Origin of the sequence: Rhizobium sp. P28RR-XV (assembly GCF_012641385.1) — a bacterium.
GTDB lineage: Bacteria > Pseudomonadota > Alphaproteobacteria > Rhizobiales > Rhizobiaceae > Rhizobium.
The window spans coordinates 37366-61298 of sequence record NZ_JABAIG010000005.1 but is presented as its reverse complement, the minus strand read 5'-3'; the positions used below and the strand labels follow the sequence as shown (position 1 = coordinate 61298).

The window sequence follows — 23933 nt, the reverse complement described above, 5'->3', positions numbered from 1 at the left end:
GCGTATCTGAAATACGGGATAGTGACAATTCTGGCCGAATTTGGCCCTAAGTCGACGGGCAACCGCTTCCCACAAGCGTTGCACCATCACTGAAGCATCGACTTCAATAGAAGCGGCGCCTTCAAGAGCACCGCTTCCAGATAGCTGCTGACCGAACGGCGTCAGGCGCCGGCGGTCTGCGTGTGGGTGGCAAGCTGCTCATCGTGGTTATTGAACAGTACATGCACGACATCGTGACCCGCCGGCGTGTAATTCTGTAGTGTGGCCACCACATGGGTTTCCGAGCCGGTGTTCATGCTGATCTTTGTCGAATTGGTTGCGGTATCGACCGCCGCTGTCATCGACGCGAGGGCGCTCGTCTCGGTCATGCCCGGATGTTCGCCGACCAACGCATTCAGCAGGTTCGAGACATCCAGCTTGTCGCCCTCTCCCTTCGGGCTGAAGTCGGTAATGACGTCGGCCATGTTGAGATTGTGCAACGCCTTAGCATCGAGCACGAAGGTATCCGCGCCAGCGCCGCCGGCCATGGTGTAGCCGCCGCCACTCGTCAGCACGTCGCTGCCGACAGTGCCATAGAGGTGCGCGTGCCCGCTGAAGTCGATCTCGGCATAGTCACCGTCATGATTGAGCGAGAAGTCACTGGCCGAGTAATCGCCGGTGAGGCCGATGCTGGCAGTGTGGGTGCCGTCGGTGACCGTCAACACGCCGCCGGTCTTCGCTGCGTTTTCCGCATAGGAGAAGCTGCCGGTTGCGGCAGAGATATCGCCGAACCGCAGGGCATCATTGCCGTCGAGGCCGACGATCGTACCGGTGAAGGCAGCGGCGTGATCGATGGTAACGGTGGCCTGGGCGTCCGTGCTCAACATGATTGTCTCGCTGAACGAGCCGCCGATATCGAGGTTAGCATGCCCCGACAACAGCGCCGTGCCACCACCGCTGACATTGCCCTCGAGATGAACATTGCCGCCATTGGCCCACAATACGCCGTCATTGACGAGGCCGCTATGAATGTCGAGGCCGCCGGTCCCGGTCGCCTCGAGCGTGCCGGTGTTGGTCACCGCGTTAAGACCGGTGTCGATGACGAGTGCGTGTGTGCCGTCGGCAATGATCGTGCCCTGGTTGACCAGCGTCAGGTGACCGTTGCCGAGCTGGCCGGCGCCGGAAATAATGTTGTCAACATTGGTCAATGTGACATTGCCGCCGCTGCCGAAAATGATGTTGGACGCATCATCGGACAGCGCCACCGTGCCGCCGCCGGTCAGCGTGAGACCATGCTGCACGATTTCGAAGGCTGTCTCGCTGCCGGTGGAAGCAAGATGAATGCTGCCGGTGTTGTCGAGCGTACCGCTGAACGGCATCAGCGCACCGTCGGCGACTACCATGTCGCCGGTATTATGCGTCACCACGGCCTCGTTGAAGAGGAAGTCGTTCGCCGTGAGGGACGCGGCGCTTACGCCTGCCAAGGTGATGGTCTCGCCATCGCCGAGCGTGATGACGGCATTACCCGATGCGTCGGTCGACAGATGGGCCTGAACGTCCGCGAAGCTTGAGAAGCCCGCGAAGCCGATCAGATCGATCTTATCGTGCGCTATATCGAAGCTGTGCACGACGTCGGTGCCGATGGTGTTCGCAAAGACCAGCATGTCATTGCCGCTCGATGCGCTAAGCGTGTCGTCGCCCGACCAGGCGAAAATCGGCGCGCCCTTGGCGTAGGCTTCGACGTTGTCGATCACGCTGGCCATGCCCGTCGAGCCGTCCGCATTGGTCCAGGTCTCGGTGACCTGAAGAACCAGCGCGCCGGTGACGCCATCGGGCGAGGTCACTGTCAGCGACGACGGATCATTTGTCACCACGGACCAGGTACCATCGGCGTTGTGGATGCCTTCACTGAGCACCCAGCCGGCGGGAAGGCCTGCAACGCTCAACGTGACCGCACCGACGTGGTGGGAAGGATCCAAGAGCGCGAGATTGATGGCCTCGCCCGAGGTGCCGGCCGGCTTGAAATCCGCTAAGGAGCCGTCCGTTCCGAAATTGCCCGCCAGATCCGTATAGCTATTTCCTGCAACAGCCACAGACTTCCAACCGTTGTTGCCGGCGGTGTAATTCACCGTGTAGATGTCCTGCCCGAAACCGTTCACGCCGACATGTTTGAAGTTGGAGAGCGTATAGTTGCCGCTGCCCACGATGTCTGAAACGTCAAACCCGGTTACCGCCTCACTGAAGATGAAGGTCAGGACGTTCTTTCCGCCCGCGGTGCTTTGCGTTATGGCGACTGTCGGCGCCGTCGTATCGATTTTGATATCATAGACGCCGCTCGTCGACAGCGGGCTGGTAGTGCCCGCATCCGTGAGCGAGGCCCGGAAGTTATAAGTCGATCCATTCGTCAGCGTCGGCGTGGTAATATCGACGTACCCGTTGCTGATGGCGGTTGCCGTCAGCGTGACCGCCGCGCCAAGCGGCGTCGTGCCGTTATAGAGCTGCACTGTATCACCGCTGACAGCACCGGTTCCGCTCAAGCTCACGCGGATCCCCAAATTGGTATCGTCGGTCACGGCGCCGTCAGCGAGATTGCCTTGGCTCGATCCGACATTGTCGGCGACACGGCTGATACTCGGCGCCAATACCGCCTCGTTGGTGCCGTGGACGGTCACTACGATATCCTGTGAAGCCGTTCCGTCTGCGGATGTTACAGTCAGCTTATCGACAGCCGTCTGCCCCCCGATCAATGCCTGAACATTCGAGGCCGCGTTGTTGAGGGCGTAGCCCCATACACCAGTCGTTGCATTGAAGGTGAACGTGCCGTAGGTGCCGCTCAGCGATGTCGGCGTTTGGAAATGGTTCTCGCCATTGTCGACGTCGGCAACTGTGAGCGCCCCGCTCGCCGTCAACTGGCCATCCTCGGTGACCGAACCGGTCGCCGAGCCCGAGAGCGCGGCCGCGTCGTTGGTACCATTGACGGTCACCACGACGGTCTGCGTCGTGACAGCGCCCTGGCCGTCGCTCACCTGAACCGTAAAGCTTTCCTTCGGGTGATCCGAAGCCGTTAGCGGATCGGCCTTCGACTGATCCAGGGCATAGCTCCAGGTGCCGTTCGCATTGACGTTCAATGTGCCGTAAGTTCCGGTGACAGACTGACTCCCGTTGGCGGTCTGGCTGCCGGTCGCAACCAACGACCACGTCAACTGCGAGCTGTCGACGTCCGCACCAGTCAGATGGCCGGAAGCCGTGTTGTGGCCGCTGTCGTCAGCAATGCCAATGCCGGCCTCGGTTACGGCGCCGCTAGCGCTATCGCCGCTGGCGATCGAGATCGTCGGTGCATCATTCGTGCCGTTGACCATCACCACGACGGTCTGCGTCGTGATGCCGCCCTGGCCGTCGCTCAACTGAACCGTGAAGCTCTCTTGCGGATGATCCGAAGCCGTCAGCGGATCGGCCTTCGACTGATCCAGGACATAGCTCCAGGTGCCGTTCGCATTGACGCTCAGTGTGCCGTAAGTGCCGGTGACAGACTCACTCCCGTTGGCGGTCTGGCTGCCGCTCGCAACCACCGACCACGTCAGCGTCGGGCTGTCGATATCCGCCCCGCTCAGATGGCCGGAGATCGCGTTGTGGCCGCTGTCGTCAGCAATGCCAATGCCGGCCTCGGTCACGGCCCCGCTGGCGCTGTCGCCGCTGGCGATCGAGATCGTCGGCGCGTCGTTCGTGCCGTTGATCGTAACCACGATGTCATGCGTCGTTCCGTCGATCGAGGAAATGGTGAACGTGTCGGTCGTGCTCTGGTTCACACCCATATTCTGCACGGCTGACAGGCTGTTATCGACCTTGTAGGTCCAGCTACCGTCCTCGCCGATCGTCAGGGTACCAAGATGCGTGGCATCGGCGTTTATGGTCGCCGCGTGGATTTTGCCTTCGCCCCGATCCGCGTCGTTGATGATCAACGTGCCGCTTGCCTGCAGATAGCCGTCGCCGGAGACATTCAGATCTTCTGTGATGCCGCCACTGTCGGTCCCGCCGATAGCGGCAGGATGATTGACGTGATCCACGGCGATGGTGAAGGCGCCTGTGCCCAACGTCACAGCGTCACCGTCAGAATCCGTGGCCTTCACATAGTGCGAGAAATCGAGCGTCTGATCCTTGGCGCCGTCGAGCGTCTGGTCAAGCACGAACGTGGCATGACCGCTGGTGTCGACCGTCAACGTGAAGATCGTGACGCCTCCGGCCGAGCCGATGATCGTGTGCCCATCCGTGCTGGCAAGTGAGATAGGCGCACCGTTGTAGGCCAACTCCGTGCCACCTGTCAGGGTACCGGAAGAGGTACCGGCTGCAACGGCGTTCGCCGACCACGTCAACGGGCTGTCGGCACCGGAGTTAACAAGCGAAATCAGTTCCGCCGTCGTCGTTGCCGAATGATCGGCGGCCGTTACCACGCCATCGTCGGAAACCGTTGCGGAAATTCCCGTGCCGGTCAGCGTCGGCGCGTCGTCGGCGATATTGAACGTCAGGGTCTCCTGAGCCGTTTTGCCGTTCATATCCGTCACGGTATAGCTGAACTGATCCGTATCTCCCGACGGGCTCGAGCCCGGATGCGTCAGGGTGTAGGTATATGCACCGTTCGCATCGATTACGAGATCGCCGTAGGAGCCATGGATCACCGTCGTCTGACTGTCGGGAGCGATTTGATCGACGCTTACCGCCGAGCCATTGGCACCCATGACGCTGGTGATATGCGGATTATCCAGGGTGCCGAGGGCAATGCTACCCGTGGCCGTCAGTTCGGAGGGCTGCGGATCGGAGCCGCCCGAAAGATGCGCCTCCGACAGCGGCGTTGTATCGATTGTCGGCGCGAAGACTGTCGGCGCGATCACAGTGGACGTCGCCTGTGTCGCGACATCGCTGAAGCCCTGACCGTCCGTATAGCTCACCGTCAAGACCAACGAATGGCCGACGTCGGCACTCGTCACCGTGTAGGATGCCGCGGTTCCGAGAACCGTGTGCGCGCTATCGTCCGCCCAGCTCCATGCATAGGTCAAGCCGGATTGCCCGTGATCGGGGTCGTCTGTGGCCATCACCGCGTTCAACGTGTCGCCGGCGACAACCGCATTGCCTGTATGCGTCGTCTGGTCGGCGAGCGATACCGTAGCCGCACCGTCATCAACGGCCGTCACGTTGATCGTCATCGTATGGACGGTCGACGTGTCGGCGCCGCCATTGGCCGTGCCGCCATTATCCTGCACCGTGAAGCCGAAGGTCTCGGTTTCGGTCGCGCCAGCAAACTCCGGCGATGGCGTGAAATGAAGCATTGAAAGCGCGCTCGCGGCGATCTGCTGACCAGCCGTGACGGCTGTTCCGTCCAGATAAAGCGTCCCACCACTCGGCAGGCTTGTGATGGTGACGGAATTCAGCGTATTGCCGTCGATGCTATCGCCGAAGGCGAAATCCTTCGACGAGAAAGAATGATCCGCATGTTCGCCAGTGGAGATGCTCCCGTCCGCCGTGGTCGGCGCGTGGTTGACGCCGTCGACCCTGATAGTGAAAGTACCGCTGTTTTTGCTGCCATCGCCGTCGGTGACCGTGTAACCGATCGAGAGGGTCGATGAGTGACCGAGGGGCAGAGCATCGAGTGCACTACCCGGCGTGACAGTGACGTGACCGCCATCGATCGTGACCATGGAGGTGCTCAGCGTCGATCCGGCGATATCTCCGCTGGCGCTGACGCTGTCGACATGGATCGCCCCGCTCTGAGCCGCTCCGTCGGCGCCGAAAGCGATGGTTCCGGAAGCCAGCGTGAAGGTTGCGCTGCTATCATTCTCATACATCGATCCGAGCCAAGCGGTGTGTGCGATCGGCTTGTCGTCGGTGATATTGAAGGTGAGAGTGGCAGTCTGGCTTTCACCGTCAATCGGCGCATCGCTCACTTTGACGGAGAAGGCGTCATGGTTGCCCGTTCCACTGGTGGCGGCGGTCAGCTTATAGCTGTAGTCGATGGCCGTCGCGGTGACGCTGAGGATCTGCAGCGTGCCGTAGCTGCCTTGAATGGTGGCATTGGTATCGCCGTTGGCGATTGCGGCACCGACGCTGAAAGTATGACCGTCGATCGTCACGGTCGAAGGCGTATCGCCCGCCGAAATTGCGATGCTGCCCGAATGGACATTGGCGACGCCATCCACCCCGGTTCCGCCCGGCAAGCCGCTTTCGCTAACGCTTGACACCAGCCCGACCGAAGAAATTGTCGGAAGGTGGTCCGTGGCCGACTGCACGACAATGGTGACAGAGCCGGTGCCGAGGGTTACGGGATCGCCGTCGAAATCCGTCGCCGTCAGTAATTTGGAAAAGTCGAGCGGCAGGGCATTGCCGCCATCGACCGGATGGTAAAGGTCGAATGTGGCGTGACCGCTCGTGGGGTCGACGGTCAAAGTGAAGACCGTGACGCCTCCCGCCGAGCCGGTGATCGTGTGCCCATCGGTGCTGGCGAGCGTGATGACAGCGCCATTGTAGGTCAATCCGGTACCGCCTGTCAGATTGCCGGAGGAGGTACCGGCGGCCACCGGGTTCACCGACCAGGTCAGCGGGCTGTCCGCACCGGCGTGGACGAGCGAGGTCAGATCGATCGTCGTCTGCGCAGGATCATGGGTGGGCGTCGTCGTCGTATCGGTGACATGGATGTTGTCGACAGTGATTGTCAGCGAGTTGTCGTGCGGATCGATTTCGAGCGACGTCAGTTGTTTGCCTTCGAGTGCCGTGCCAGCGGCCGAGAAGGTCGTACCGGTGGTTGTCACCGAATAGGTATGGCCCTGGGCATCGGTGCCGATGATCGTGACAGTCTTGGACGACGCGCCTTTGTGGTCAAATACACCTATATCCATCTGGGTGAGGACAAAGGTCGTTCCCGTATTGGATACGAGCACGACCTCGCCACCCTTGGAAGACGAGCCCACCTGGCCGTCGCTGACGCTGCCTTCGCTGACTGTCAATTTGGCAGCCGCAGGGGTCACGGTGTCGAAGTCGACCACGTCGGATGTCGTCGACACCACCGGGGCATTGATCGCCGTTTCCGAGACCGTCGCCGAGACCGTGGCGTGATCAACCAATGTCGGCACGTCATCGACGACGTCGACGGTGAAGCTCTGTATGCCATTCGTCGTGTCGCCGTCGCCATCATGGCCAGCAACCTGGAAGGTGAGCTTGATATCCGAGAGATTGGTTTGACCGTTGACGTCGTCGAACGCCTTGTAAAGCGTGAAGTTGTAGGCGCCGTTGGTGTGGGCGCCGTCCTGGGACAAAACAACCTTGAAGACCCAGCTCGCCTGGTCGGTGGCATTGCTGCCGGTGTAGGCGATGAGCGTCGTGCCGTCACCGCTGAGCAAATAGGACAGCGCATGGCCGCCAGAGCTGAGCTTGGTTGCATCAAGCGTCTGATTATTGCCGTCGCTTGCAGTGAAATAGCTGCCGTTCGAATGGGCTGCGAAGGTGGCAGCATGGGCGGCCGGCCCGTCGGCGCCGAAGCCGAGATTGAGCGCGACCGCGCCAGTGCTGATACCTGAAGGCGACAGCGAACCGGAATTCGTCACAAGATCATGCTCGGCAAGCGTCTTCGTCGAGACGGCACCACCGATCGACGGTCCGTCATCATCGAAGCGAATGCTACTGCCGATGGAAACGGACTTGCCCACGGTGTCGCCGTCGCTATCGGTCGCGCTCAGCACCGCCGAGAGCTTGCCGGTGAGATCGACCGTATCGCCCTCCGCCTTCGACGTATTCGGATTGGCGAGCGACATGTACTGGGCGATGCTGACCTTGCCGTTGTTGTCGAGGCGGATCGCAAAGGCGATCTCGCCATCGGCGATCTTGCCGACAACCGTGCCGTCGGCGAGTTGCGAAAGCGTGATCGCCTGACCAGCGGTCGTGGTCAGACCGGAGTCGGCATTGTCGATATGAAGCGTCAGGCTGCTCGTCCTACCCGTCGCATCGTCGGCACCTATCGAGACCGACGCTGAGACGACGTTGTGCTGAGCATAGACCGTTGGCATATCGGGATCGTTGCCGCCGGTAATGCCGGCAAACAGGCTCGTGACCGAATTGCCGGCTCTGACGTCGTTGTCACCGCTACCGCTCTCGTCGACCGTGATCGAGCCCGTGAGAGCCAGATCAACCTTCGGCATGTCGTCGACGATCGTGACTTTCAATGCGCCGATCAGTGTCACTCTGTCGCCGTCGCCGTCGGTCACTTGAATGACGGAACCGAAGTCGATGGCCGAAATCGAGCCGTTGCCCGAGCGCAGGTCGTTGCCAGGACCAGCGACGTTGTCGAGCTGATCGTGCTGCTGGAAAGTGAAGGTGCCGTCGCCGGAAAGCGTCAGCGACAGGACAGGACGGTCGAGAAGCGGGTTGTAACCACTGTGGTGGGCATTATCGACATAGCCGATGATCGTGTTGTTGACGACGGCATAGGAGAGCGCCTCTCCACCGGAGGTCAGATGTAGAGCGGCCAAGGTCGACGCCGCATTGGTGGTGAAGCTGAAGCCACCGCCTGCCGCTGCGCCGTCGGCACCAAAAGACACGACGGAAGCAACCGAGCCGGATACCGTCGCTGCAAAGCCGAGACCGAACAGAGCCGGCTGCGAGGATGATCCGTCATGCGTGCCATCCAGCGGGCTATTGCCGTGTGACAGGAGATTGTAGATGTCGCCCTCGTCGGCGCTCACCGTAATGATCGTGCCCGTGGCGACGGGCACGTCGTCGGTGATGGCGATTGCCAGCGAGCCCTTCGCCGAATCGCCGTCGCCATCCGTGACGGTGAAGCCGAAATTCAATGTCAGGCTGTCTTCGGTGGTCGACGACGTCGCATGAACGAGCGGTGCATTCGCGGTGAAGCTATAGGACCCATCAGAGCCGATCGTCAGGATCGCAACGGCGGTATGGCTCGAGATCCCGGTTGCTGTCCAGGTTGTCACGCCGTTCGTCGCAGACGACGTCCAGCTGACGGCCTCCTGATGACCGACGCCGTGGCCGTCGAGGTAGATCGCCTTTAGCGTCGGCAGGCTGTCCATCGACACGCTCTTGAGACCATCGGCGCCAGCGGAGAACAGAACCTGCGCATCACCATTGACTGTCTTTGCATCGGCGGATCCATCCGGATTGCCATGGGCCTGCGCGTCGTCGTTGAGCGGCGCCGAGGTGACATCGATCTTATGGGCGACTGGTGTATCGTCCTTGACGGTGACCGTCAGCGAGCCACTGGCCGTATCGCTGTCACCGTCGGTGACAGTGAAGTTGAACGTCAGATCCTGCGTATTTTCCGCGGTCGGGTTTGCTGCATGTGCGACCGGTGCGCTTAGCACGAAGCTATAGGAACCGTCCGTGCCGATCGTCAGTGTCGCGACCGTCTGGCCGCTGTCCTTGCCGGTCGCGATCCAAATCGTTTCGCCATCTGTCGTCGTGGTTGGGCTGCCCCAGACGACCGACTCGACATGGCCAAAGCCGTCCTTGCCGGTATAGATGGCGCTGAAATCGGTCGTCGCTCCGAGCGTTACCTGATGAACTCCATCCGCGCCACCCGTGAAGAGCGCGCCGCTCGCGCCACTGACAGTATCGGTATCCGTTACGCCGATCGTGTCAGGATTTCCACCCTTCAGCGCGTCGTCGTTCAGCGTCAGGCTGGTAACAGTGACCGAATTTGCCAACGGCACGTCATCCGTAACATGCAGGGTCAGCGAGCCGCTCGACGTATCGTTGTCGCCGTCGGTCACCGTGAAGGTGAAGGTCAGCGGAAGGCTTTCCTCCGTCGATCCGGAGGTCGGATGAACGAGCGGTGCACTGGTGCTGAAGGTGTAAGAGCCGTCTGCGTTAATCGTCAGCGTGGCGACAGTCTCATGATTGGCGCTATAGGCAACCCAGCTCGTCGCTCCGCCGGAAATCGTCGGCTTGCCCCAGGTAACATCTTCTTGTTGCGCGAAACCACCGGCATCGACATAGACCGTCTTCAAAGCCGGCAGGCTGGACGGATCGATCGCGACACTTGCAAAGCCGTCGGCGCCAGTGCCGAACAGGGTACCGGCGGCGCCAGAGACGCTGTGCACATTGGCGTCGTTGGCGTCCAGATTTCCACCAGCTTGCGCATCGTCGTTGAGCGGTGAGATATTATTGTCGACCGTGTGAGCAATCGGCACATCGTCCTTGACGCCGACCGTGAGCGAGCCCGTTGTTTTGTCGCCATCACCATCGGTGACGGTGAAATTGAATGTCAGGGAAAGGGTCTCTTCGGCGGCTTGCGACGTCGGATGGACGAGCGGCGCACCCGTCGAGAACGTGTAGGAGCCATCGGCATGAATAGCCAATGTCGCAACGGTCTGATTATGCTCGCTGCTGGCGATCCAGGTCGTGCTGCCATCGCCAGCCTGGGCTTTGCTCCAAGACACCGCTTCCTGATGCGCGACGCCATTCGCGTCGGTATAGATCGTGGTCAGCTTCGGCAGATCCGAATGAGCGATGGTGACACTTTTAAATCCATCAGCGCCCATGTCGAACAGGCTGCCAACGTTGCCGCTCACGCTTTTATATTCATCGGTCGTGTCGGCATTGCCACCCGGGGCCATATCGTCGTTGACGAGATGATCAGCCGTGACGGCGTGGGCCGCCGGAAGGCTGTCGGCGACGTTGAGGGTCAGTGAGCCCGTTGCCTTGTCGCCGTCACCATCGGTGACTTCGAAGTCGATCTTGACGTTTTCGTTGTCAGACCCCTTGGCATCGGCAAAGGCGCCCGACTGCACATAGGTGTAGCTGCCGTCGGCATGGACGGTCAGCGTGAAGATGACGTGGCCGGAATCCTTGCCGGTCGCAGTGTAGATCGTGTTGCCGGCGTCGTCCCTCAAGGTGCTGTAATGCAACCCTTCCGTATGTGCGACACCGTTTTCATCAATATTGATGGCTTTCAGACCGGTTGGATTGGTGAAGGTCAGCCGCGCGAAGCCGTCGGCTCCGGTCGTGAACAGACTGCCTGATGCGCCGGTGACGGTGTCGGAGTTAGCCTTGGCGTCATCCGACGGCGTCGAGCCTTCGCTCGACCTCTCTAGGGGCAACGGTACGGGAGGCAGATCCGTCCCTGAGGAGGTCGATAGGGTGTCGTGGAGGCTGCCCGAGTCGGCCGTCACATGATTGGCGACCGGCAGGCTGTCGGCGACGTTGAGGGTCAGCGAGCCCGTTGCCTTGTCGCCGTCACCATCGGTGACGTCAAAGGAGATCTTGAAACTCTCGTTGTCAGAACCTCTGGCATCGGCGAACGCGCCCGACTGCACATAGGTGTAGCTGCCGTCGGCATGGACGGTGAGCGTGAAGATGACCTGGCCGGAATCCTTGCCGGTTGCAGCGTAGATCGTGTTGCCTTGAGTGTCCGTCGTGGTGCCATAGGAAAGGCCTTCCTTGTGAGCGACACCATTGGCATCGATGTAGATGCCCTTAAGGCCGGCCGGATCCGTGAAGGTAACCTGCTGGAAGCCATCAGCACCGGCCGTAAACAGGCTTCCCGATCCGCCGCTGACGGAGTCGGTGGCACCCTCCGGCTTTGCCCCTTCGCTCAACTCACTGAGTGGACGGAGCGGCATTTGCTCGGCCGGCGTCGTGTCGTAAAGGCTGCCTGTGTCGACGGTGACATCGTTGGCGACTGGCTTGTCGTCGGCGATGGTGACGGAGAAGGTGTTTGCGGCCGTGTCGCCATCGGAATCCTTGGCCGTGTAGCCGAAGGTCAGCGTGATGGCGTCCGAACCCTTGGCATCGTCGAGCGACTGGACCAGCGTGAAATTATAATGGCCGTTATCGCTGTCGGAGAGCGTCGCATAGAAGACGACGTTGGTTGCGGACGTCGCTGTCGGCGCGGTCTCGCCGGTGTAACCCACCAGCGTGCCGTCAGCCAAAAGCGCGGTGTGAACCACAAGACCATGCGAGCTCAGGGCGTCGCCATCTTCGCCCTGCGCCGTGACGGCAGCACTGGTGAAGGCAACCGAGCGATCGCCGTTGCCACCCTGATCGGTGTTGGCGCTGTCAGCGCCCCAGGAGATATTGAGTGAGCCGGTAGCGATTGCGTCGCTTGCGACATGCGGATTCTCGTTGCCGCCGGTAAGCGCGCCTTCGGTGACGGAGCCCACATCGCCGGTCGCGACGATAGGTTTGTCGTCGGCGATGGTGACGGAGAAGGTATTTGCGGCCGTGTCGCCATCGGAATCCTTGGCCGTGTAGCCGAAGGTCAGCGTGACGGCATCCGAACCCTTGGCGTCGTCGAGCGACTGAACCAGCGTGAAATTATAGTGACCATTATCGCTGTCGGAGAGCGTCGCATAAAAGACGACGTTGGTTGCGGACGTCGCTGTCGGCGCGGTCTCGCCGGTGTAACCCACCAGCGTGCCGTCAGCCAAAAGCGCGGTATGAACGGCAAGACCATGCGAGCTCAGTGCTTCGCTGTCCTCGCCCTGCGCGGTGACGGCAGCACTGGTGAAGGCAACCGAGCGATCGCCGAGGCCACCCTGATCGGTATTGGCGCTGTCAGCACCCCAGGAGATGTTAAGCGAGCCGTTGGCCGTCGCAGCGCCTGTATCATGGCTTAGGGCTCCGTTGCCGGCAGCCAGCGCCGACTCAGTGACCGAACCCGCGGTCCCCGTGGCCGCAACCGGTACGCTGTCTGTGATGTCGACATGCGCGACGGACGCAACCGTATGACCGCTCGTGTCTGAGACCGTGTACCGGAATTGAAGCTGAAGCACATCGCTGGACGCATTGGCGCCGCGGGGATGGTCCAGGGCAGCGAGCTGAGTGAAGGTGTAGTCGCCCGTCGAAGTGTTGAATACCAGCGTGAAGACCGTAACGCCATTGGCGACGCCGGTGACGGTCTGCCCATTTTGGGTGACGACAACGGGAACGCCGCCCGAAGTTAGACCTGCAAGCTGCTGCGCGCCGCTGCCGGTGATTTCCGCCTCGCCGACCAGCGTGACGGTGGTAATCGCGGCATTCACGCCGCCGAAGCCGAAGCGGCCGGTGCTGCTTGCCGTGAGGAAGGCGCCGGTGCTGCTGGCGCCTTCGAGCAGCGAAGCGGTTTCGGTCGCCTGCTGATTGATAAAGGGAACGTGGGTCTGGGTGCCAGTCAGATTGCCGCCATTACCGCCGCCGATAATGTCGCCAGGACCGAGAAGCCCAAGCAGATTGAGGGGCGTGCGGGCATTGCCAGCCTGGCTATCCGTGAACTGGTGGCCAGAATTGGTGCTATTGCCGGCGTGAACCGAACCATCGGGGCCTTCGGCGACGTTAATGCCCTGCTGCTGCAGCGCGGCGACGACGGCCTGCTGCGGCAGCGTGACTTCACCGATGAGAAAGGTTGGAACGTGCAGCGCCCCATTGATAATGACAATGCGCGTACCGTCGGCCTGGATGAGAACCAGATTATGTCCCTCGACGTGGATGTCGTCGATGGATGTGTTCGGCGGCAGATGGACGACATTTCCATTGTCGGGCACGATCTGGATCGGCTGACGAGCGCCGTTGTCCTGTGGCTCGTTGGCGGCCAGGCGCGCCGTCTTACCATTCGCCTGCTGCTCCTCGGCTTGTGCTACCTCGAATGCGGCGACATCACCATTCTGCGACAATGGCAGCAGATGATCGGCGCTGATATCGGTTGCGACGCCAGAGTCCCGGCCGCTTGACGCGAAATCGTGCGAAGCAGTTTCGTGGTCTACGGTCGAAAGGTTCAAGTCGTCCATGGTCGGGCTCCCGATGTCTCATAATTTGCCGCAATCAATTACGGGAGCGGGACGATTGCAATACTTCGTTAACCTCGCCGATATAGCCGGTTATGCAGCACCCCAGAATTATTTTACCGATGGTTAACTTAACCAAAGAACAACTCATTAAGTATACCGCTTGACTTTACGTCAGCCGCGGTGTGCAAATGCCGCCCGCTAGGCTGTTGCAGTCTGCCGTAGAGAATCGGGGGAGTAGTTGTGCCGTTTGCGATCAGCCTTTCGTTGAGCCTTTTGACCGAGTGGCTGCCGCGCAGACCGCGTTGGCGATCAGTCCGCGGTGTCGGACTCATCCTCTGTGCAAGCCTCGCCGGCTGTCAGATGGACGGTGCGGGACTGGAGAACAATAGCAAGAAAGACGACATTAAAATGCCGTCCACTGCCATTGAAGAGAGCTATGGCGGCGACAACGGCACGGAAATCACGCTGCTGCTGCGCAAGGGCGCGGCGGGCCTCTACGAAGGTCCTGCCCGCGACATACGCGACGGGGCGGTGCTTGGCATCGGCGAACTCGGCAACAATCAGGTTCGGCTGCGCGTCAAGAATGTCGGCCCCGGTCTTGCGGGCGTTGCCGCGCAGGTCGCTGCGGCCAAGGGCCGAAACGCCGCGTTGATCGTCAGTTATCTGCCGCCGGCCGAGACGGCTTCCATCGCTGCCATCCCATCCGCGCAGCGTCCCCCATTGCTTAATCTTGCAAGTGCGACCGTCACGACCGGCGGCGATGCCTTCAATCTTGCCTCGGATGAACTCGACAGCGCGATCGAGGGCCTCAAGGCGGCCGATCCTTCAGGCCACAAGAAGGTATCAGCGCTTGTACCTGCCGATTTTTCTCAATCCGACACAACGAGATTGAGCAATGCCATCTGGAACAGCGGCAACACCTTCATGGGCCTGGGCCGTTACGGCGCAAGCGATCAGCCCGCTGATATCCTTACGAAGAATCGACCGCTCATCCAGTCGGCCGAAATCGTGGTCATTCTTGGCAACACCACTGAAGTTGGTATGGCGGCAGGTGCCGTGCGCAGCGCAGCCATTCCCGGCCAGGCACTGGTCGGCACCAACGGCTGGCCCCAATCGGTGTATGCGGTGCCGGCGGTGGCCGGCGCCTTTGTCGCAACCGACGACGCGCACAGCAGCGGGCTAATTGCCGAGCGCTATCAGCGCCACTTCAACCACCCACTGACGACCTACGGCGCTTATGGCTATGACGCCATGGCGATCGCCTCCGGCCTCATCCGTTCCCAGGGGCCGCAAGCCATCACCGCGGCCAATCTGAGGAACAAGGTCGGTTTCCGCGGCACGACTGGGCTCTTCCGCTTCAATTCCACCGGCCAGGTGGAGCGCAGGATGGTCATCAATACCCTTGCGGACGGCAAACTGAAGGTTTCCGCGCAACCCTCGCAGTCATTCTGAGAGCGGACAAATTCATAGAGCGATTGCGTGTCGTCAAGGCCTCTTGCCGCCATCACGATAGGGCCCGTTCATAGAGCCGGGCTCGATAGCGCGGATCACTTCGGCGCCCTTGCGATATCATCCTTAACAGTTTCCCATTGAAACCCGTAGGATTTTATACTTATTTGATCACTTAACTTATACTTAATTTATCTACGTTTCCGAACGTCATATTCAGAAGTATCGCGCACTATTCTCTCATAAGGGAGAATTGAGCGCCAATGGAACGCAAGAACAGAAAAGCTATACTTTCAGCACTTGCTGCAGCTTCCTTTGCCTTCGGTCTATCATCACCAACCGTTGGCATGGCGGCGGCCGGCGACACCATCCGCCCTGTCGTGACGCTGTTTGAGGACCCGCTGGTCGATACGGCCATCGATCTCTTCGCGCCCACCATCGGAAACGCCGCAAGGGCGATCGGCGGCATCGACCTTGCTGCGCTCAATCATAGCTTGGCCGTCGCGCCCGGCGGCCTTCCGCACGATAACCTCGTCGCGTCCGAGCCCGTGCGCGCCGCAAAGCCGAACAACGCTCCCTTGGGCGACTCGGTGTTCGGCACCGTTGCCATTCCCTTCAAACATCTTGCCGCTCTTAACAATTTCGCCGGCCCGCTTGCGGAAATCCGGTCGGGCAAATCGCTCGATTGCACAGCAGGTGCATGCAATGCGGCCGAAAGCGCACTTGCGACCGCTGAAGCAAAGATTGCCGGCGCCTCGATGCGCGACAAGATCAATACGATCAATTACACCGTCAATCATGCCGTGCGCTATGCTAGCGACATGGATACCTATCATATGACGGATCACTGGGCGAAACCGAGTGAAGCGCTCTTGCATGAGCAAGGCGACTGCGAGGACTACGCCATCTTGAAGATGGCAGCACTCTATAAGGCGGGTGTCGATCTCGACCATATGACCCTGGTCGTTCTCTTCGACCAGCAGCGACACTTTTACCATGCCATCCTGTCGGTCTCCGTCAATGGCAACAATCTTATTCTCGACAACATGCGCGATGAGGTCTTGTCCGACAAACGTCTTGCGGAATACCTGCCGCTCTACTCGATCGTCGCAGGTCGCGGCTATCTGCACGGCTCGCGCGATCCGCATGCCCAGGCTGTTGCCACCGCAGTGCCGCTCGCCAAGGTGGTTCCCGGCGAAGGCGAGATCCACTAACCCGCCTGCCAGCCGCTCCGGCGGCAGCATCGCGTCACAAGAGCGACGGCATTCTGCTAAACAGAGAGATAGCCGATCAACATCAACGCCTCGTGCGTCGGCGCCAACGCCAGACTGATCTGGCCCGTCAGCGATTGTTGACCGAGACCGATCTTGAATCCAGTGTTCAGCGTCTTGCCGCGATTGAGCGACAGGACGGAAAGCACCTCTTGGACCTGGGTGTCGATCGAAAGGCGTAACGTTCGAGCCGTCTGCTGGACATCATCGATCATCGGCAGGCGATGACGCAGCATCTTCAGGAAGGCATCGTTGAAGAGCTTGATCCCGCGCTCCTGCGTCAGCACCACCGCTGGCGTCGGCGACGCTTGAAGGACTGCATTGAGATTGGTCAGCGATGCGACATCCTCGACGGCATCGAGACGCCGCAGCGCCCATTTGAAGCTCAGCACGCGCAACAAGGAGGTGAGGTTACCCGTTTCGGGCATATCGGCTGCCGTGGCGGACACCAGGTCGCCGATGCTGATACCGCCGGCCTCTGCCATTCGTCCAAGACCATCCCAATAGATGCGCTCCAGGCGAATGCCACGACGCTCGCCGCCGCCCGTTACCGCGCGGAAACGCGGTTCCAGCTCGTCACCATCCACCGAGGGCAAGGCTTCCTCCCGGACTGTCATGACCGCTTCGTCTTTCCCGGATCCTTTGCGCATGCCTGCTGTCACCGTTCCGTGAGCGCCTCGGAGCGCGCTTTGTTGATCGGCTTCATCAGATAGGCGAGAATTGCCTTGTGGCCCGTCAGGATCTCGGCTGAAGCCACCATGCCGGGGATGATCGGATAATGCTTGCCGTCTCGCTCCAGGGCCGATTTGTCGGTTTTGATGCGCACGAGGTAATAGGTTTCGTTCTTGTCCTTTTCGACAAGGCTGTCGGCGGACACGTTGACGACCTTGCCGTCCAAGGCGCCGAAGATCGAGAAATCATAGGCCGAGATCTTGATAATCGCCGGCTGGCCGATACGCACAAACGCAACGTCGCGGGGCGAGATCTTCGCCTCGATCAGAAGAGTATCCGCTGTCGGGACGACACCAGCGATGACCTTGCCGGCGTCGACGTAGGCGCCAATCGTATTGACTTCCAGCGTATTGACGATGCCGTCCACCGGTGAGCGGATATCCGTGTGCTTGACCCGATCGGATGCCCCGCGGATCGTCTCGTCGACGACCGAAAGTTCGGACAGTGCCTGGCCCTTGTCGGTCAGGGCTTGCTGGCGCAACTGGAGTCCGAGGTCGCCAACCTGCAACGTCGCCTCCTTGATGGCTGACTGTAGGCGATCGAGGCTCTCGACATAGACCTTAAGCTGCCCTTGCAGGTCGACAAGCTCTCGCTGGACCTTGAGGACTTCCGTTTGAGCAACAAGCTTTTTCTCACCAAGCGGCTTTAGCAGATCATATTGCTTCTGGGCGCCAACGATGTTCTGCGTCAAGCGGTCTATGTTGGCGTGGGCTTCTTCCAGCTCGTTTTGATGTTGCTTCAGGCGCTGATCGAGAACATCGAGCTTGTTCTTATAGGAAGCGCGATCCGCCTCGAAGAGCTTTTCCTCGTTGTCGCAGACGTTTTTTGCGGTGGCAAGGATATCAGCCGGGCAGACGAACTGTGCGTCTAAGGCGCCCGCCTCCTCCAAGGCGAGGCGCTCAACCTTGGCACCGAGCGCGCGAGCCTTGGCAACCGATTCGCCAAGCGTCGACGCCGTCGTCGTATTGTCGAGCTGGACCAGCATATCGCCCTTGTGGACGATCTGCCCGAGATTGACATTGATCTCCTGGACGATGCCAGGCTCGGACGATTGCACGATCTGCGTCTTCGATACCGGTATCACCTTCCCTTCGCCGCGTGCGATCTCGTCGATATCGGCAAAGGCCGCCCAGGCGATGAAAGCAACGATCATCAGGGCACAAAGGCCGAGGATCAGCCGCGCGAAAAGCGGCGGATTGTCGTGGATGTTATGGCGAGCGGCACGCATCATTGCACCGCCTTGCGCTGCATCGCCTCGATGACAGCGTTCTTTGGTCCATCGGCGATGATGCGCCCCTTGTCGATGACGATCAGCCGATCGACGAGCTCCAGCATGCTATGACGGTGGGTTGCAACGAGTAGCGTGGTCTGCGGGCCGAATGCCTGGGTCAGCTTGCTGATGAGATGGCGCTCGCTTGCCAAATCCATTGCCCCAGACGGCTCGTCAAGAAAGACGATCTTCGGCCGGGTCAGGAGAAGCCGAGCTATGGTCAACGCCTGCTTTTGGCCGTTCGAGAGGTTCGCGCCGCGCTCTCCGACCGGCATGTCGAAACCGCGTGGGTGCAGGGCAACGAACTCTTCAACGCCGGTCATGCGCGAAACGGCCAATAGTTCCTCGTCGCTGGCATCAGCGCGGCCGAGCAGCAGGTTTTCCTTCACCGTGCCGGAGAACAGGTCCGACGACTGGCCGGCGACAGCAACGGCGGCGCGCACCTCGGCCATGTGATACTGACGTATATCGACGCCATCGATCAGCACGCGGCCGCTGGAAGGCTGGAACAGCCCGTCGAGAAGCCGGCCGAGGGTCGTCTTGCCCGACCCAATACGGCCGATGATCCCGATCTTTTCGCCCGGTGCGACCGTGAAGGAAAGCTGATTGATGACCGCCTGGTCGGAGCCAGGATATTGGAAGGAAACGTTCTGGAAGCTGAAGCCGCTACTGGTGATCTGCCGATTGACGAAGCCGACGGTCGACGGCCGGTCATCAGGCTGCTCCATGATCTTGTCCAGAATACGCAGGGACATGGTGGCCTGGCGGAACCGCGCGAGCGTCATGGCGATCTGCCCGAAAGGCGCACCGGCGCGGCCCGCCAGCATCACGGTGGCGACGATCGCACCCATGGCGGTTTTTCCATCGGCGAATTCATAGGTGCCCGCGACGACGATCAGCACACTGACCATCTGCTGGAGAAACATCGTCATGTTGATGGCGCTCGACGAGATATGCTTGATATCCTCGCTGGTGCGGCTTGAATATTTGGTGAGTTCCTGCCAGCGGCGCAGCATGGTCGCCTCGGCGCGCAGGCTCTTCAATGTCTCTATCGTCGAAATCGTCTCAACGAGCATCGACTGGCGGCGCGATGCCTCGTTCGTGGCCGTTGCCATGCGCTTGCCAATTTGGGCCTGCGCAACGAGCCCGATGGTCACTGACAGAACAAAGGCGACGGCTGGGATAATCACCAGCCAGTCAGCGATCAAATAGATGACGACCAGGAAGATCACGACGAAAAGACTGTCGATCAGCACGCCGATCGTGTTCGAGGTGAAAAATTCGCGCACGAATTCATATTGCGTCACGCGATTGGCGTATTCCCCGGTCGACATCGGACGGGACGCCAGGGTCGAATTCAGGATCTTGTCGAAGATCAACTGCGAGAGCCGCAAATCCGCCTTGCGGCCCGCATAGTCGATCAGCGATGCGCGGGCTGTTTTCAGAAGAAAATCGAAGAGATAGGCCAAAGAAATGCCGGCGGTCAGTACCCAGAGCGTCGGGAATGCCTTATTTGGCAGGACCCGATCATAGACGTTCATGGTGAAAAGCGGCGAGGCCAGCGCGATGATGTTGATGAACAGCGCCGCCAGCATGACGCGGGCATAGGTTCGCCAGTAGGGCACCAGCGCGGTTGCCAGCCAGTGACGCTTCTCGATCTCCATGGCATGGCCGACGCGCGCTTCGTCCGACGAATTCTGGTAATAGAGCGTAAAGGCAAATGCCGATTGCGGATTGAGCGCCGAGAGTTCCTCCCGCGTCAAGCAGGCGGGCGCCCCGACGGCTGACGCGATCTCAGTGACGTAGGAACCATTCTCGGTCATTTCGAGCAATGGCAAAACACCGCCACCGGCGAACGTGACGATGGCGGGACAGTCGAAGTTGCCCAGCCGGCAATCTCGTTCCGTATGCTTCAGGACCTGCAACCCGACGCGTTCCGACAGCTGTTCGACATCGTCCAGCTCCATGGCTTCCAGAATTTCGTCCGGAATGCCCGAAAAGAGCACCGTATCCGAGCTCGGTCGGCCATAAAACGCAGCGACCGATTTAAATGCCGACTTGAACGTCAGCAGCGATATGCTCGCAGACACGTCAGGTGCTACGTTCAACATGAAGCGCTATCCAATTCGGATCGTAACGATTAACGAATCGGCTCGAGCAGATCCATCGGCAGGCCGGGCTTCTGATGCGAGTCGTATTTGGTATATCCAGGATCAGCCGTATTCGACGAAACAGCGAACTGATCGCGGGCATAAGGCGTCGCCTGATCGACCGGCTTCAGTTTCATCGTCGACAACAGGCTGCCCGATGCTGCGAGGATCTTGTATTCGGCAAAAAGGGATGCGACCTCCGCCGTCTTGGCCAAAATCTCGGTGTTGAAGCGGGTGTTCTGGGCATCCAGGAGATCAAGCAGCGAGCGTTGGCCAACCTTGAACTGCTCGCGGTAAGACGTGACGAGCTGGGCGTTGGTCTTTTCCTGCCCGCCCAGGATATGCGCTAACTGAGCCTCGTTGGTACGCTCGCTCCACGCGGACCGGACGGACTCGTCGACCTCGCGGTAAGTCTGGCTCAGTGCAAAACGCTGTTCGGCGGCGCGACGAACCAGCTCCTGTTGATGGGCGGTATCGATGCCGCCGTGATAAAGGTTCCATTTGGCAACGACCCCGACCTGGACGTCGCTGGTGTTACCCTTGTTGCCATCGACATCGTCACCAATGCGAGCGCTGCCGACGAGGTCTAGCCGCGGCAGGAATGCGGACTTGGAACCGCGCACGTCTGCGTCAGCGGCATTGACATCAGCCTTGGCCGACGAGATCTGCGGGTTGTTCTTTTGAGCAATGAAGACCGCGTCGTCCAATGTCTTGGGCAGGTAACGCGCAACGGAAGCCGGTCGGCTCGCGTTACTGATCGACTCGCCGACAACCTGGAGAAAGCGGATCTTCGTCGCGTCGAGCTCCTTCTTTGCTTCCTGAAGGCGGGCGTTAGCCGCCTGCAGGCGCTCACCGCCCTGAAGGCGATCGGCATCCGTGAGAGCGCCGCCCTTGATGCTATCCTCGATATTTCCGACCATCTGCTTGTGGAAGGCGACGTTCTTTTCAGCAGCCGCGACGATCTCCATCTGCAGCTGATATTCAAGATAATTCTGGGTCACTTCCAGCGCCAATGCTTCCGAGCGCTGTTGGACGCGGAAGGATGCACCGTCGACACGAGCCGCCTGCTTGTCCTTCTGCGCCTTGCGGTCGCCGCCATCGAACAAAGTCTGCGTAATAGTCAAGCTTACATCTGCCGGATTCAAGTAATCATGAGTACGCGACAAGGCGCCGGATGTGACGTCCGATAGTCTACGGCGACCATAACCAGACTCGAGGTCGACTGAGGGCAGGTAAAGACCCCTCGCCTGACGCAATTGAAACTCGGTTGCTTCCCGATTTTGCGCTGCCTGCATAATCTGAGGATTAGTTTTCATTGTCTTATCAATTGCCTGCTGCAACGTCATGGCGCCCGCAGAACCGCTTGATAAAGAACTCACGGCCATCGAAATACCGATTGCCGCCATCAATCGCGTCTTATAAACCAAAACTACGTCCCTTCCCCAAATTATACTTTAGCAGATACGTTTTGTAAGTCTTATTTACCTACAAGCGTAGACGACATCACGTCCACTTGCAAAATAGATTCCGATTTAATCTCCTGAAACAGTTAATACCGAAGAGCGCAAGCCTGTCTGGCCGAAACCAAGTGACTATTTTTGGACTATTCACAGAGTCGCATGTCACTGTCGCAAGATGGCAACAATTATTACCTCCGGTCACACACAGAATGTACATGGCATTAGCTATTCCGACCCGTCAGAATTCAATTTAAAACAGTCGAAAATTTTGATAATATTAGAAATAACTCATTGGCAAGCATGTCCCAGATGCGTGGATGACCGCAATCCGCCAGCCATCGAAGACTGAAGGCCTCATTTTCTTCGTTGGGCATATGGTAGAAGCCGACGCGGATGGTGATCGCGTTTACGGCGTTTCCGATGCATTTTCCTCGCTCGCGGAACTAGACAGGGCCGCGCCGCCGTCGAAGCGAAGCGATGTCGGTTCGAACATCACCTCGATATCAGGCTGGGTTGACGGGTGGCTCATATGTTTCCCTTCCTCAACCGGGAAAGCGGGGATTAGTCCGGTTCCACTCGGCGGCGACAGCAGCCTTGTTCTTTGTTACCCATTCAAGGGTGGTGTCTTGTGCCTTGCGTGCGAGCTTACCACTTTGCCATACCGCCTCGGCCGCAAGACTGATGACCAGGCAAGCTCGGCTTTCTCTGATAGATGGGTATAGGTTCGGATTTTGGTGAAGCACGCTTCTGTCTGCATCAGCTCGATCCGCGAGTCGCGATGGTCTTAATTTGGCTCATGTCAACGTCGCAGGAAAAAGGTCTCGATAGCGGCGCGCCGAACGTGCGGCGGAATTAGACGTCACAATCGAGGCATCGAAAGACTGCGATAACGCTACGATAAAGCCTCGGTTCGATCTCCGCCAAAGCCGTCCGGGCTCGCGCTGCAGGCGTGCCCCAACCAATCGGAAAAGGCGCGTACTTTCTGGCGCGCTTCGGCGCGGGCCGGCCAAAGTGCGTAGTAGCCGTAGCCGCTGTCGATGATACGTTTGAATGGGGCGACCAACTCACCGCTTTCCAGATCTTGTCGCGAAAAGGCGAGATCGCCCATCGTCACGCCATAACCGCTCGCAGCAGCAGTCATCGCGAAATCCTGCGTGTCGAAGACCTGGTGGCGGGTTGCCTGAAAGGAATAGGCGCCTTCGGCCTGCAGCCAGAGCGTCCAGTCGCTGTGTCGTGGATTGGAATGCAGCAGAACGCAGCTCTGCAGGTTCTCGACCTCAGGCGGATCGCCAAGTTTAGATAGAAACTGAGGCGAGCACATCGGCGTCAACTGTTCTCGTAACAGCGGCAGCACATCCATCCCCGGCCAGTTGCCGTTGCCGTAGGTGATCAGCATGTCGATATCGCCGACCGAAAAGGTTGGCCGAAGGAACCAGGCGGTATCGATATTGATGTTCAGGTCTTCATGATGGTTGTGAAGATCCGGGAGCCGCGGCAGGAACCATTTGCGCGCGAAGGTCGGGGGCATGCGGATGGTCAGCGACCGCACCGTCGTCCGCGTCGCCTCGAACGAGGTCTTCAACGAGGCGAGCAGACCATCGACGATCGGGATCAGCGCCATGCCACGCTCCGTCAGCGCCACTTTGCGCGTATGGCGCTCAAACAGGCTACAGCCGAAATAATGCTCGAGCTGCTGCACCTGCCGGCTGATCGCGCTCTGGCTCAGATTGAGCTCGGCTGCCGCCGCCGTGAAGCTGGCTGTTTCCGCGACGACCGAAAAGGTCTGCAGCGTCTGCAGCGGCGGCAATCTGTTATGATCGAACCTCGGCTCCATTCCCTACCCGGTTTCTCCGCTGCTGTGT

The 23933-nt window shown here is 59.8% G+C and carries 9 protein-coding genes; 2 read left to right on the top strand and 7 right to left on the bottom strand.

The annotated features are described in order from the left end of the window. Positions 1-161: 161 nt before the first annotated feature. Positions 162-13739, bottom strand: coding sequence for an S-layer family protein (locus tag HGP12_RS11925; protein WP_168878864.1), 13578 nt, complete (start codon positions 13737-13739; stop codon positions 162-164). A 408-nt stretch (positions 13740-14147) separates the two neighbouring features. Between HGP12_RS11925 and HGP12_RS11920 the strand changes: the two genes are divergently transcribed. Both HGP12_RS11920 and HGP12_RS11915 read left to right on the top strand, forming a co-directional pair. Beyond that, positions 14148-15191: a hypothetical protein gene (locus tag HGP12_RS11920; RefSeq protein ID WP_168878863.1), complete on the top strand. Its 1044-nt coding sequence runs from the start codon at positions 14148-14150 to the stop codon at positions 15189-15191. Positions 15192-15451: 260 nt separating this feature from the next. Continuing rightward, entirely contained in the window at positions 15452-16402 is a 951-nt protein-coding gene (locus tag HGP12_RS11915; protein ID WP_168878862.1) for a transglutaminase-like cysteine peptidase, read from the top strand. Positions 16403-16458: 56 nt separating this feature from the next. Here the strand turns inward: HGP12_RS11915 and HGP12_RS11910 are convergent, their stop codons facing one another. The 6 genes from HGP12_RS11910 to HGP12_RS11890 form a co-directional block, all read right to left on the bottom strand. Continuing rightward, entirely contained in the window at positions 16459-17076 is a 618-nt protein-coding gene (locus HGP12_RS11910) for a ribbon-helix-helix domain-containing protein (protein ID WP_246703336.1), read from the bottom strand. A gap of 41 nt (positions 17077-17117) precedes the next feature. After that, complete coding sequence (locus HGP12_RS11905; RefSeq protein WP_168842905.1) at positions 17118-18422, bottom strand: HlyD family type I secretion periplasmic adaptor subunit; 1305 nt, start codon at positions 18420-18422, stop codon at positions 17118-17120. Further along, positions 18419-20572: a type I secretion system permease/ATPase gene (locus tag HGP12_RS11900; RefSeq protein ID WP_168878860.1), complete on the bottom strand. Its 2154-nt coding sequence runs from the start codon at positions 20570-20572 to the stop codon at positions 18419-18421. The genes HGP12_RS11905 and HGP12_RS11900 overlap by 4 nt, the downstream gene beginning before the upstream one ends. A gap of 29 nt (positions 20573-20601) precedes the next feature. Beyond that, the gene (locus tag HGP12_RS11895) at positions 20602-21996 is read right to left on the bottom strand and encodes a TolC family outer membrane protein (protein WP_409527209.1); all 1395 of its coding nucleotides are present in this window, start codon (positions 21994-21996) and stop codon (positions 20602-20604) included. A 481-nt stretch (positions 21997-22477) separates the two neighbouring features. Then, entirely contained in the window at positions 22478-22600 is a 123-nt protein-coding gene (locus HGP12_RS34460; RefSeq protein ID WP_281408504.1) for a hypothetical protein, read from the bottom strand. A 363-nt stretch (positions 22601-22963) separates the two neighbouring features. Beyond that, on the bottom strand, positions 22964-23905 hold the full coding sequence (locus HGP12_RS11890) for a LysR substrate-binding domain-containing protein (protein WP_168878859.1): 942 nt from the start codon (positions 23903-23905) through the stop codon (positions 22964-22966). Between the last annotated feature and the right edge of the window lie 28 nt (positions 23906-23933).